Raw genomic sequence first — 11582 nt, 5'->3', positions numbered from 1 at the left:
GACACTCTCGCGCCGCGGCCGGTACGAGGGTGGAGACAGAGATGATGAGAAACGGCATTCGGCTGGGTGTCGACGTCGGCTCGGTCCGTATCGGCGTGGCCAGAAGCGACCCCTCGGGGTTGCTGGCCACGCCGGTGGAGACCGTCCGGCGCGGCAAGGGCGACCTCGACCGGCTCGCGGAGATCACGGCCGAGTACGAGGTCGTCGAGGTGGTGGTCGGCCTGCCGACCTCGCTCTCCGGGCGCGAGGGGCAGGCGGCGGTCGTCGCCCGTGACTTCGCGAACCGGATCGCACTCCGGCTGGCGCCCGTCCCGGTGCGGCTGTTCGACGAGCGGTTGACCACCGTCACCGCCCAGCAGGGGCTGCGGGCCAGCGGGGTGAAGGCGAAGAACCAGCGCGGCGTGGTGGACCAGGCCGCCGCCGTCGTGCTGCTCCAGGCGGCACTGGACACCGAACGCGCCACCGGCAGGCCTCCCGGCAGCCCCGTCGAGCCTCCGGGCGGAAGGCCCGGTGACAGGCCCGCCGAGAGGCCGGGCGGCGGGATCGTTCGGTGAGCCGCCCGCGGCGGATATGGCCGCTGGTGGCCGGGGCGTCGGCGCTCGCCGTCGCCGCCGGGACGGCGGCCGGGCTTTTTGCGGTCCGCCCCTATCTGATGCCCGCCGACTTCGAGGGGCCGGGTTCCGGCACGGTCGTCGTCGAGATCCCCGAGGGGGCGAGCGCCGGCGCGATCGGGCTGGCGCTGGCCGACGCCGGAGTGGTGGCGAGTGCCAGGGCGTTCGTCCACGCGGCGCAGGAGCAGGCCAGGACGGGCAGCCTGCATCCCGGCCACTTCAGGCTCCGCAGGGGTATGGACGCCCGCTCGGCACTCGGCATGCTGGTGGCGCCCGAGTCGCGGATGGTGCGCAGGGTCACCGTCCCCGAGGGGCTCCGCCTGCCCGAACTGCTCGACCGGCTCGCCGAGGGCACCGGCATTCGCCGGGCCGACCTGGCCAGAGCCGCGGACGACGTGCGGGCGCTGGGCCTGCCACGGTACGCCAGGAACGCCGAGGGCTTCCTGTTCCCCGCCACCTACGAGATCGAGCCCGACACGACCGCTCAGGACGTGCTGGTCGCGATGGTGGAACGTTACAAACAGGCCGCCGAGCAACTCGACCTCAAGGAGCGGGCCGCCAGGAAGCGGCTGACCCCCCTGGAGGCTGTCACACTGGCGAGCATCGTCCAGGCGGAGGGCGGGCGGGACCCGGACTATCCGAAGATCGCTAGAGTGATCTACAACCGGATCAGGGCAGGAACCCCACTTCAACTGGACACCACGGTGCTGTACGCGCAGAGGCGCAGGACCCTGGAGGTGTCCGAGAAGGACACCGAGGTGAGGTCTCCGTACAACACCTATCGCAGACCTGGCCTGCCCCCCGGACCCATCGCGAACCCCGGGGAGAAGGCGTTGATCGCGGCACTTCGGCCAGATCAAGGTGATTGGTTCTGGTTTGTAACCACAGATCCGGAGCATAGAATCACGAAATTCACTGACAAAGAGAGTGAGTTTGTGAGATACCGGGAAGAGCTGAACAGATACCTCGGGAAGCGTTGATGCCCGGCGGAACACCCCTCGTTCCGTCGCATGCGGCGCCCCGTACCCGCGAACCAGACGACCACTCCCGGAAAACCGGGAGGTCTGGCCGGGGGCTTTCCTTCGGTTTGGCACACCCGCTTGACGCCAGGCCGTCCCTAGCGGGAGATTGGCCAGCGTCTCTATGAACGATCTCGATATGGACTTCCTGGTCGGCTCCGACGACGAAGGTCGGCCGGGCCGAAAATCTCGCGCGTCCTCAGGACGCGACTCCGGCGGCCGGCGTGGCCGGCGTAGGAAGCGCCGCCGCAACCGGGGCGGCTTCCTCGCCCCCATGCTCGCGGTCATCGTGCTGCTCGGCGGCATCGGCGCCGCCGGCTTCTACGGCTACACCTGGGTCCGTGACGTGATGACCCCGGACGACTACACCGGCCCCGGGTCCGGCGAGGTCGTCGTGGAGATCAAGGACGGCCAGAACGCCTCCGACGTCGCCCAGACCCTGGAGGAGCAGGGCGTGGTGAAGAGCGTCAAAGCCTTCGTCAACGCCGTCGCCCAGGCCGGCAAGAGTTCCTCCCTGCAGCCTGGCGAATACGCCATGCGCAAGCAGATGGCGGCCGCGGAGGCCGTCAAGCTTCTCGATCCGGAGAAGCGGCTGCTGGAGAGGATCACTCTCAAGGAGGGGCTGCGCCTGATCGACACCCTCAAGCAGCTCGCCGAGAAGACCGGAAAGCCGCTCAGGGAGTTCCAGCAGGCGGCCAAGAACAGCCGGAAGCTCGGCCTGCCGTCCTACGCCAGGGGCAGGCTGGAGGGCTACGCCTTCCCGGCCACCTACGAGATCAGGCCCAAGATGACGCCCTCCGAGATCCTGGGCGCACTGGTCGAGCGCTTCAAGCAGACGGCGGAGAAGGACGACCTGCAGGGCAAGGCCAAGGAGCTCGGGCGCACTCCGCACGAGATCATGACGATCGCCAGCATCGTCCAGGCCGAGTCCGGCACCAAGGAGGACATGGGCAAGGTGGCCCGCGTCATCTACAACCGGCTCGCCGGCAACCCCCGCCTCAATCTGTCGATGGACAGCACCGTGATGTACGGGCTGAACAAGTACGGCATCGAGTCCTCCCACAAGGACCTTGAGAGCACCTCGCCCTACAACACCTACAAGTTCGCGGGCCTGCCTCCCGGGCCGATCGCCAACCCGGGCGACGACGCCATCCAGGCGGCGCTCAACCCCACCAAGGGCGACTGGGGCTGGTTCGTGACCACCTGCCCGGCGAAGCAGCTCACCAAGTTCGCCTCGACGGAGGCGGATTTCTTCGCGCTCAAGGCCGAGTACGAGAGAAACAAGGGGAACGGATGCTGAGAGCGGCGGTCCTGGGGTCACCGATCGCCCACTCGCTCTCCCCGTACCTGCACCGCGCCGCCTACGAGGGCATGGGCCTGCACGACTGGCGGTACGAGGCGATCGAGTGCGACGAGGCCGGGCTCCCCGGCCTCCTCGACGGGCTGGACGCCGGCTGGGCGGGGCTCTCGCTCACCATGCCGCTCAAGCGGGCCGTGCTGCCGCTGCTCGACACCGTCTCGGAACTCGCACTCCAGGTGGGCGGGGTCAACACGGTGATCCTGCGTGACGGCGCCCGGCACGGGGACAACACCGACGTGTACGGCATCGTCCGGGCGCTCGCGGAGGCGGGCGTGGCCACGCCCGCCTCCGCGACCGTCCTCGGCGGGGGTGCGACGGCCTCCTCCGCGCTGGCGGCCCTGCGCGAGCTGGGTCTGGGCGAGGCGACCCTCGTGGTCCGTGACCCGTCCAGGGCGACGGAGACCGTCGAGACGGCCGGACGGCTGGGCATGAGCCTAACGGTGCAGACCTTCGACAAGCTCGACACCGTGCTGGGGGTCGACCTGGTCGTCTCGACCCTGCCCTCCGGTGCGGCCGACGCCTTCACCGAGTCGCTGGCGGACGTGCCGGCGCTCTTCGACGTGGTCTACGCCCCCTGGCCCACCCGGCCGGCGGCGGCGGTGGCCGAGCGGGGCGGGATCGTCGTCGGAGGGTTCCCGATGCTCCTGCACCAGGCGGTCCGGCAGGTCGAGATGATGACCGGCCGCGCGGACGTGCCGGTGGAGGCGATGCGCGAGGCGGGGAAGAGCGAGATCGTCAGGCGCGCCGCCCCAGCGGAATGATTCTGGGTGAGCGTGTCGTTGTGATAGAGTGACTAATCGATCGGTCCGGCGTTCCTGCTGGACGCGCAAGCGGAGGTCATCCTCCCACCTCGTCGGCCGCAAGGCTGACAGGTCAGGATCACACCGGGTAGGTTTCCGGCGAGCTTAACGGCATAAAGCCTTCGAGTTCATGTGGCCCCGCATGCGTGACGTGCGGGGCATCTTGCGTTCGACGCGCCTTCACAGGGTGCGTGTTCTGCGACTTCCCGGCACGATCGAGCATGTTGCGGCCTTTCGTAAGGAAGGCCGCGGATCGCAACCTAGGAGGCCCCATCAGCGCCGAGCCCCGCATCAATGACCGCATTCGCGTGCCCGAGGTCCGCCTCGTGGGCCCGAACGGCGAACAGGTGGGCATCGTCTCCATCGGCGATGCTTTGAAGCTGGCTCAAGAAGCCGACCTCGACCTGGTCGAGGTAGCGGCAACGGCTCGCCCGCCAGTGTGCAAGCTCATGGACTACGGCAAGTTCAAGTACGAGTCCGCGATGAAGGCACGCGAGGCGCGTCGTAACCAGGCGTACACCATCATCAAGGAGATCAAGCTCCGGCCGAAGATCGACCCGCACGACTACGAGACCAAGAAGGGTCACGTGGTGCGGTTCCTCAAGGCCGGCGACAAGGTCAAGGTCACCATCATGTTCCGTGGTCGGGAGCAGTCCCGGCCCGAGCTGGGCTTCCGGCTCCTGCAGCGGCTGGCGGAGGACGTGACGGAGCTCGGCTTCGTCGAGTCCCAGCCCAAGCAGGACGGCCGAAACATGATCATGGTGATCGGCCCGCACAAGAAGAAGGCCGAGGCCAAGGCCGAGAAGGCGGCGGCCAAGGCGCGGCATGACGAGAACCCCTCGGGGGACAGGTCACCGGCCGCCGACGAGACGCACGTCAACGACGAGGTGTCCGTCAACGGAGCGGTGGCGGCTCCGCAGGAGTAACTCGCATAGCCTGGATCGTCAGGTAGTCGCGATATCACGTCGAGACCGGGTCCGGTCTCGTAGTCAGGCATGCCCTTGACTTGGGTTACCGGCCCGGGACATCGGCACGATCGAGGGAGAGACGGCTGAGATGCCGAAGATGAAGACGCACAGCGGTGCGAAGAAGCGGTTCAGGCTCACGGGTTCCGGCAAGCTTGTGCGCCGCCGCGCCAACCGTGCGCACTACAACGAGCACAAGCCGTCCACCTTGACGCGTCGTCTCAAGCCCGAGGTCGTGCTCTCCGACGCCGACTCCAAGAAGATCAAGAAGCTGCTCGCTAAGTAACCGCCCCCGGGGAGATAGATACACATGGCACGCGTGAAGCGGGCGATCAACGCCAAGAAGAAGCGCAAGGTCGTTCTCGAGCGGGCGAAGGGCTATCGGGGTCAGCGTTCCAGGCTGTACCGCAAGGCCAAGGAGCAGATGCTCCACTCGATGACGTACGCCTACCGCGACCGCAAGGACCGCAAGGGCACCTTCCGCCGTCTCTGGATCCAGCGCATCAACGCCGCTGCCCGCCAGAACGGCATCACCTACAACAGGCTCATCCAGGGCCTGCGGCTCGCCTCCATCGAGGTCGACCGCAAGATCCTCGCTGATCTCGCGGTCAACGACGCCGCCACGTTCGCGACGCTGGTCGAGGCCGCCAAGAAGGCGCTCCCGGCCGACGTGAACGCGCCGGTCGCCGGCTGAGCGAGACACTGACGAACATGCGGTCCGCAGCGGTGACGCTGCGGGCCGCATTCGCATTCTTGGGGGACGGGCATGGCCGGGTCTGAGCTGACCAACATCAAGTCACCGCGGGTCAAGGCCGCGCGGAGGCTGACCAAGCGGGCCTTCAGGGACCGCGACCGCTCCTTCCTGGCAGAGGGGCCACAGGCGGTCCGTGAGGCGCTGGCGCTGGACGGCGTCGTGGTGGAGCTGTTCGCCACCGCCGAGGCCGAGCTGCGCCATGCCGACGTCGTCACCGCCGCCACCGCCGCGGGGGTGCCGCTCTTCCGGGCCAGCGGCGAGGTCATGGCCGAGCTGGCCCAGACGGTCACCCCCCAGGGACTGCTGGCCGTGTGCCGTTTCGTGCACGTTCCCCTGAACGACTCCGTCACCTCCGACGCCAGGCTGGTGGCCGTGCTCGCCCACGTCCGCGACCCGGGCAACGCGGGTACGGTGCTGCGCACCGCCGACGCAGCGGGTGCCGACTCGGTGGTCTTCACCGACGCCTCGGTCGATCCCTACAACGGCAAGTGCGTGCGGGCCAGCGCGGGCAGCCTGTTCCATCTCCCGGTCACCACGGGTGTCCATGTGACCCGGGTGGTGGAGCATCTGAAGGGTTCCGGGCTACGGGTGCTCGCCGCGGACGGCGCGGGCAAGCAGACCCTGGACGACATGGACCTGTCCGGCCCGACGGCCTGGATCTTCGGCAACGAGGCCTGGGGGCTTCCCGAGGAGATCCTGGAACTGGCCGACGACGTCGTCCGGGTTCCGATCTACGGGCGGGCCGAGAGCCTGAACCTCGCGACCGCCGCCGCGGTCTGTCTGTACGCATCTGCCCGGTCTCAGCGCACCGGTCCCGGCGCCAGGTGACGCCCCCCGCCCCGAGGCTGCCGTACGGCGCGGGAAACCCGCTATTGTCGGCCATGTAGCGTCGAGGAGGCGGGGTCGTGCACGGCGAACACACCGGCGAGCGGAGCACCGATCCCGCTTCTGTGATCGACGTCGACGAGCTTCCCGACGGTCTCGTGGTGACCGACGGAGACGGCCACGTGCTGACCGTCAACCGGGCCGCGGCCCGGTTGACCGGGGTCACCCGCGAGCAGGCAGCAGGGCGGCACCTGCGCGATGTGTTCTCCTTCCACGACCACGACGGGCGCGACTGGTGGAAGTGGCTCGACACCTACGGCGGTTTGCGCACCCGCACCCGCCAGCCCGAGCTGCCGCTGCGCACCCTCGGCGGCCAGGAGATGCTGGTGGCCGCCCGGCTGGTGCGAGAGCCCAGGAGGGGCGGCGAGGTGGTCCGGGTGGTCATCACGCTGCGTGACACCGGAGCCCGTGCCCGCCTGGAGCGCAGCCGCGCCGACCTGGTCTCCACGGTCGCCCACGAGCTGCGCTCCCCGCTGACCAGCGTCAAGGGGTTCACCGCGACCCTGCTGGCCAAGTGGACCCGTTTCACCGACGACCAGAAGCTGGTCATGCTGGAGACGGTCAACGCCGACGCCGACCGGGTGACCAGGCTGATCACCGAGCTGCTCGACGTCTCGCGTATCGAGTCGGGGCGGCTGGAGATCCATCGCCAGGTGGTCGACATCCCGGCCAGGATCTCCAAGGTCATCGCGGGGCGGGTGGCGGCGGGTGAGCCGGACGACCGCTTCCTGCTCCAGGTACGCGGTGAGCTGCCCGAGACCTGGCTCGACCAGGACAAGATCGATCAAGTGCTTGCCAACCTGGTGGAAAACGCGGTGCGGCACGGGCGCGGTACGGTGACAATAGTCGTCGAACCGAGCGAATGGGGAGTGACCGTGTCCGTCCGTGACCAGGGAGAGGGCATCCCGCCCGAGCTGGTCACGCGCGTCTTCCGGCAGTTCTGGCGGGGCAACGCCCGCCGCCGCGGCGGCACCGGACTAGGCCTGTTCATCGTCAAGGGGCTGATCGAGGCTCACGGTGGCACCATCTCCGTGCAGCGCGGACCCGAGGGCGGCGCCGAGTTTCGATTTATGGTGCCCACCGGCACCCCTGACTTCGCCTGAGCGCGAATGCCAGCCCGGTGGGCTTACCCGACTAGACTCGTGGCCGCTCAAGCCCTGGATTCGGAGCTCTCTCTTGTCAAACTACGACCCGGTCGAGGTGACCCCGCTGCACGCCGACGAGATGGCGCGCATGCAGGCCGACGCGATCGACGCCGTCAAGGCGGCGCGCGACCTCGAAGAACTCAAGCAGGTGCGTCTCGCGCACGCCGGTGATCGCTCGCCGATCGCCCTGGCCAACCGCGAGATCGGCGCCCTGCCCCCGGCGGCCCGCGCCGAGGCGGGCAAGCGTATCGGCGGTGCCCGCAAAGCCGTCGCCGAGGCTCTCGCCGAACGGCAGGCACAGCTGGAGGCCGAGCGCGACGAGCGAGTCCTCGTCGAGGAGACCGTCGACGTCACGCTGCCCTCCGGCCGCGCCTCCCGAGGCGCCAGGCATCCGCTGACCACCCTCCAGGAGCGCATAGCCGACGCCTTCGTCGCGATGGGCTACGAGGTGGCGGAGGGCCCCGAGCTGGAGGGGGAGTGGTTCAACTTCGACGCGTTGAACATCTCCGCCGACCACCCGGCGCGCTCGGAGCACGACACCTTCTTCGTGGAGTCCGTCGAATCGGGCAAGGTGCTGCGCACCCAGACCTCTCCCGTCCAGATCCGGGCGCTGCTCAGCAGGGAGCTTCCGATCTACGTGATCTCGCCGGGCAAGGTGTTCCGCACCGACGAGCTTGACGCCACCCACACCCCGGTCTTCCACCAGGTCGAGGGGCTGGCGATCGACGAGGGCCTGACCATGGCCCATCTCAAGGGCACCCTCGACCGGTTCGCCGAGGTCATGTTCGGTGAGGGCATCACCACCCGGTTCCGGCCCAACTACTTCCCGTTCACCGAGCCCTCAGCCGAGATGGACCTGAAGTGCTTCGTCTGCCGCGGGGCCTCCGCGGTGCCGGGAAACCCGTCCTGCCGCACCTGCAAATCGGAGGGCTGGATCGAGTGGGGCGGCTGCGGCATGGTCAACCCGCGGGTGCTCATCGCCTGCGGCGTCGACCCCGCCCGCTACAGCGGCTTCGCCTTCGGCATGGGCGTCGAACGCACCCTGATGTTCCGCCACAACGCCGAGGACATGCGCGACATGGTCGAGGGAGACGTCCGCTTCACACTCCCCTTCGGAATGGAGGTCTGATGAAGGTCTCGCTTTCATGGCTGCGGGAGTACGTCGATCTCCCCGCCGTCACGGCGCACGAGATCGCCGAGAAGCTCACCGCGGCCGGGCTCAAGCTCGAGTCCGTCATCTCCTACGGCCACGACATCAAGAACGTCGTGGTGGGCGAGGTGCTCTCCATCGAGACCCTGGAGGGTTTCAAGAAGCCCATCCGCCACTGCCAGGTCGAGGTGGGGGAGGCCGCGCCTCGCGAGATCGTCTGCGGTGCGACCAACTTCGAGGCCGGCGACCGTGTTCCGGTCGCGTTGCCCGGCGCCGTGCTGCCCGGCGGGTTCGAGATCGCCTCCCGCAAGACCTACGGACGCCTGTCGGACGGCATGATCTGTTCGGAGGCGGAGCTCGGGGTGGCCGAGTCCTCACCCGGCATCCTCGTGCTGCCCGGAGACACCCCGATCGGCGCCGACGTGGTCGAGCTGCTCGGCCTGCGCGACGACGTGATCGAGCTTGAGATCACCCCGGACATCGGCTACGCGCTCTCCATCCGGGGCGTGGCCCGCGAGGCCGCCGCCGCCTTCGACTCGGCGTTCATCGACCCGGCGGACGTCTCCCCGCCCGTCACGTCCGGTCCCGCCTACCCGGCCTCGATCGCCGACCCGTCGGCCTGCGACCGCTTCGTGCTCCGTGAGATCCGCGGGTTCGACCCGTCGGCGAGCAGCCCGCTGTGGATGCGCGCGCGGCTCAGCCGCGCCGGTATGCGCCCGGTCTCGCTGGCCGTCGACGTCACCAACTACGTCATGCTGGAGCTCGGTCAGCCGCTGCACGCCTTCGACGCCGCCAGGCTGACCGGTGAGATCGTGGTGCGCAGGGCCGAGCCCGGCGAGACGCTGGAGACGCTCGACCACGTGGTCCGCAAGCTCCATCCGGACGACATCCTGATCACCGACGGGTCGGGCGTGATCTCGATGGCAGGCACCATGGGCGGCCTGCACACCGAGATCTCCGACGCCTCCACCGACATCGTGATCGAGGCCGCCCACTTCTCCGCCAGCGGCATCGCGCGCATGTCGCGCCGGCACAACCTGGTCAGCGAGGCATCCAAGCGCTTCGAGCGGGGCGTCGACCGGGAGCTGCCGCTGTACGCCTCCTGGCGCGCGGCCCGGCTTCTGGCCGAGCTGGGCGGCGGCACGATCCAGCCGGGCGTCACCCACGCCGAGGTGGAGGTCGAGCCGCTCCGTGTCACCATCCCGAGCGGCTACCCCGGCAGGGTCGCGGGCACCGTCTACGACCGGGAGACGGTGATCCACCGCCTGGAGCAGGTGGGCTGCGCGGTCGAGGGCGCCGCCGACGAGACCGGCGGCACCGGCGGCACCGCCGCCGACGGGATCGCCGCGAAGCTCACGGTCGTCGGCGACGACATGCTGGTGGTCACCCCACCGTCGTGGCGGCCCGACCTGACCGACCCGAACGACCTCGCCGAGGAGGTCATCCGGCTGGAGGGCTACGAGAACCTGCCCTCGATCCTTCCCGCCGCCCCCGCGGGTGCCGGTCTCACCGAGAGCCAGCGCCTGCGCCGCAGGGTCGGCCGATCACTGGCCGCCGCCGGCTACGTCGAGACCCTCTCCTACCCGTTCAGCGGGGAGCGCGACTTCGACAACCTGCAGCTGCCCGCCGACGACGCGCGCCGCCTGGCCGTACGGCTGGCCAATCCGCTCAGCGAGGACGAGCCGCTGATGCGGACCACCCTGCTGCCGGGCCTGCTCAAGACGCTGGTCCGCAACGTGGGCCGGGGGTTCGGCGATGTGGCGCTGTTCGAGGCGGGTCTGGTCTACCGGCCCTCGCCGGACGCGCCCGCCGTCGCCCCCGTGCTGGGCGTCGACCGCAGGCCGAGCCCGGAGGAGCTGGCCTCGATCGAGTCCGCGCTGCCGGCTCAGCCGCTGCGGGTCGGGGTCGTGCTGGCCGGGGAGTTCGAGCCGTCCGGCTGGTGGGGCAAGGGCAGGGAAGCCGACTGGGCGGACGCGGTCGAGGCGGCCCGGGTGGTGGCCGCCGAGGCCGGCGTCACCCTCGATGTCCGCGCCGACCGGCACGAGCCCTGGCACCCGGGTCGCTGCGCCGCGCTGTACGCCGGTGACGTGCTCGTCGGTCACGCCGGTGAGCTGCACCCGCGCGTGGTCGAGGCGTACGGTCTGCCTCCGCGTACCTGCGCGATGGAACTGGAGCTGACCCGGCTGGAGCAGTCGCCGGTCGGTCGGCCGCAGGCACCGGCGATCTCCGGTTACCCGGTCGCGAGCCAGGACGTCGCACTCATCGTCGACGCGGCGACCCCGGTGGCCCCGGTGGAGGCGGCGCTGCGCGAGGGCGCGGGCGAGCTGCTGGAGTCGATCCGGCTGTTCGACGTCTACGCCGGTGCCCAGGTGGGGGAGGGCAAAAAGTCTCTCGCCTACTCCCTGCGCTTCCGGGCGGCCGACAGGACGCTCACGGTGGAGGAGACCACCGCGGCCCGTGACGCGGCCGTGGCCCTGGCCACCGAGCGCACCGGGGCGAGGCTGCGCGGCGCCTGACCGGCGGCTGAGGGGCTCGGGACACATCCCGAGCCCCTTTCATCGCTCCGGACTGGGATTCCCGCCGGTCCGGAACCTTCATTCCGCCCCATGGCCCGGCCACGGGCGGATCTTCCCTCGGGAGGGATGATGAGGCATCTGCTGGTGTTCGCCGAGCGCGACGCCGCCGAGGAGGTCGCCGAGATCGTGGCTGAGGAGTTTCCGATGATCGGCGTGCCTGCCGTGGTCAGGGAGACCCTCGCAGGTGAGGACGACGCCGAGGACGCCCAGTGGCTCGTGGTGGTCGAGGACCCCGCCGATACCCTCACGCCGGAGGGCCTGGCCCGCCTGGACGTCCTGCTCGAGGATTGCGACGGCTGGCGCGAGACCGGGTGACG

12 protein-coding genes are annotated in these 11582 nt (G+C 69.6%); all 12 read left to right on the top strand.

What is annotated here, in order from left to right; translation table 11 throughout:
* Nucleotides 1–44: 44 nt before the first annotated feature.
* The 12 genes from ruvX to AB0K21_RS39185 all read left to right on the top strand — a co-directional run bounded on the left by ruvX (nt 45) and on the right by AB0K21_RS39185 (nt 11580).
* Nucleotides 45–554, top strand: a complete 510-nt coding sequence (ruvX, locus tag AB0K21_RS39240) for a Holliday junction resolvase RuvX (RefSeq protein ID WP_364157470.1) — start codon at nt 45–47, stop codon at nt 552–554.
* Complete coding sequence (gene mltG, locus AB0K21_RS39235) at nt 551–1591, top strand: endolytic transglycosylase MltG (protein ID WP_364157391.1); 1041 nt, start codon at nt 551–553, stop codon at nt 1589–1591. The genes ruvX and mltG (AB0K21_RS39235) overlap by 4 nt, the downstream gene beginning before the upstream one ends.
* A 163-nt stretch (nt 1592–1754) precedes the next feature.
* On the top strand, nt 1755–2930 hold the full coding sequence (mltG, locus tag AB0K21_RS39230; RefSeq protein WP_343966384.1) for an endolytic transglycosylase MltG: 1176 nt from the start codon (nt 1755–1757) through the stop codon (nt 2928–2930).
* The gene (locus AB0K21_RS39225) at nt 2924–3751 is read left to right on the top strand and encodes a shikimate dehydrogenase (RefSeq protein WP_343966382.1); all 828 of its coding nucleotides are present in this window, start codon (nt 2924–2926) and stop codon (nt 3749–3751) included. Before mltG (AB0K21_RS39230) ends, AB0K21_RS39225 begins: the two co-directional genes overlap by 7 nt.
* Before the next feature lie 260 nt (nt 3752–4011).
* Complete coding sequence (gene infC, locus AB0K21_RS39220) at nt 4012–4716, top strand: translation initiation factor IF-3 (protein WP_343966380.1); 705 nt, start codon at nt 4012–4014, stop codon at nt 4714–4716.
* 130 nt (nt 4717–4846) lie between these two features.
* The gene (rpmI, locus tag AB0K21_RS39215) at nt 4847–5041 is read left to right on the top strand and encodes a 50S ribosomal protein L35 (protein ID WP_030920046.1); all 195 of its coding nucleotides are present in this window, start codon (nt 4847–4849) and stop codon (nt 5039–5041) included.
* Nucleotides 5042–5065: 24 nt separating this feature from the next.
* Nucleotides 5066–5449 (top strand): 50S ribosomal protein L20, encoded by a 384-nt coding sequence (rplT, locus tag AB0K21_RS39210; RefSeq protein WP_012892552.1) that lies wholly within the window; start codon nt 5066–5068, stop codon nt 5447–5449.
* Nucleotides 5450–5521: 72 nt separating this feature from the next.
* Entirely contained in the window at nt 5522–6337 is an 816-nt protein-coding gene (locus AB0K21_RS39205) for an RNA methyltransferase (protein WP_343966369.1), read from the top strand.
* A gap of 77 nt (nt 6338–6414) precedes the next feature.
* Complete coding sequence (locus tag AB0K21_RS39200) at nt 6415–7497, top strand: ATP-binding protein (RefSeq protein WP_343966367.1); 1083 nt, start codon at nt 6415–6417, stop codon at nt 7495–7497.
* A 121-nt stretch (nt 7498–7618) separates the two neighbouring features.
* Nucleotides 7619–8668, top strand: a complete 1050-nt coding sequence (gene pheS, locus AB0K21_RS39195; RefSeq protein ID WP_343966434.1) for a phenylalanine--tRNA ligase subunit alpha — start codon at nt 7619–7621, stop codon at nt 8666–8668.
* Complete coding sequence (gene pheT / locus AB0K21_RS39190) at nt 8668–11205, top strand: phenylalanine--tRNA ligase subunit beta (protein ID WP_364157384.1); 2538 nt, start codon at nt 8668–8670, stop codon at nt 11203–11205. Before pheS ends, pheT begins: the two co-directional genes overlap by 1 nt.
* Nucleotides 11206–11334: 129 nt before the next feature.
* On the top strand, nt 11335–11580 hold the full coding sequence (locus AB0K21_RS39185) for a hypothetical protein (protein WP_343966363.1): 246 nt from the start codon (nt 11335–11337) through the stop codon (nt 11578–11580).
* The last annotated feature ends 2 nt before the right edge of the window (nt 11581–11582 follow it).

The organism is Streptosporangium sp. NPDC049248 (assembly GCF_040678965.1).
Taxonomy (GTDB): Bacteria; Actinomycetota; Actinomycetes; order Streptosporangiales; family Streptosporangiaceae; genus Streptosporangium; species Streptosporangium fukuiense.
This window is presented reverse-complemented; position numbering and strand designations above follow the sequence as displayed.

Excerpts from the sequence above, each read along its gene's own strand:
- AB0K21_RS39185 (WP_343966363.1), top strand. The coding sequence starts at position 11,335 with ATGAGGCATCTGCTGGTGTTCGCCGAGCGCGACGCCGCCGAGGAGGTC.
- infC (WP_343966380.1), top strand. The coding sequence starts at position 4,012 with ATGTTGCGGCCTTTCGTAAGGAAGGCCGCGGATCGCAACCTAGGAGGC.
- pheT (WP_364157384.1), top strand. The coding sequence starts at position 8,668 with ATGAAGGTCTCGCTTTCATGGCTGCGGGAGTACGTCGATCTCCCCGCC.
- AB0K21_RS39225 (WP_343966382.1), top strand. The coding sequence starts at position 2,924 with ATGCTGAGAGCGGCGGTCCTGGGGTCACCGATCGCCCACTCGCTCTCC.
- AB0K21_RS39205 (WP_343966369.1), top strand. The coding sequence starts at position 5,522 with ATGGCCGGGTCTGAGCTGACCAACATCAAGTCACCGCGGGTCAAGGCC.
- ruvX (WP_364157470.1), top strand. The coding sequence starts at position 45 with ATGAGAAACGGCATTCGGCTGGGTGTCGACGTCGGCTCGGTCCGTATC.
- rplT (WP_012892552.1), top strand. The coding sequence starts at position 5,066 with ATGGCACGCGTGAAGCGGGCGATCAACGCCAAGAAGAAGCGCAAGGTC.
- mltG (WP_343966384.1), top strand. The coding sequence starts at position 1,755 with ATGAACGATCTCGATATGGACTTCCTGGTCGGCTCCGACGACGAAGGT.
- pheS (WP_343966434.1), top strand. The coding sequence starts at position 7,619 with ATGGCGCGCATGCAGGCCGACGCGATCGACGCCGTCAAGGCGGCGCGC.
- rpmI (WP_030920046.1), top strand. The coding sequence starts at position 4,847 with ATGCCGAAGATGAAGACGCACAGCGGTGCGAAGAAGCGGTTCAGGCTC.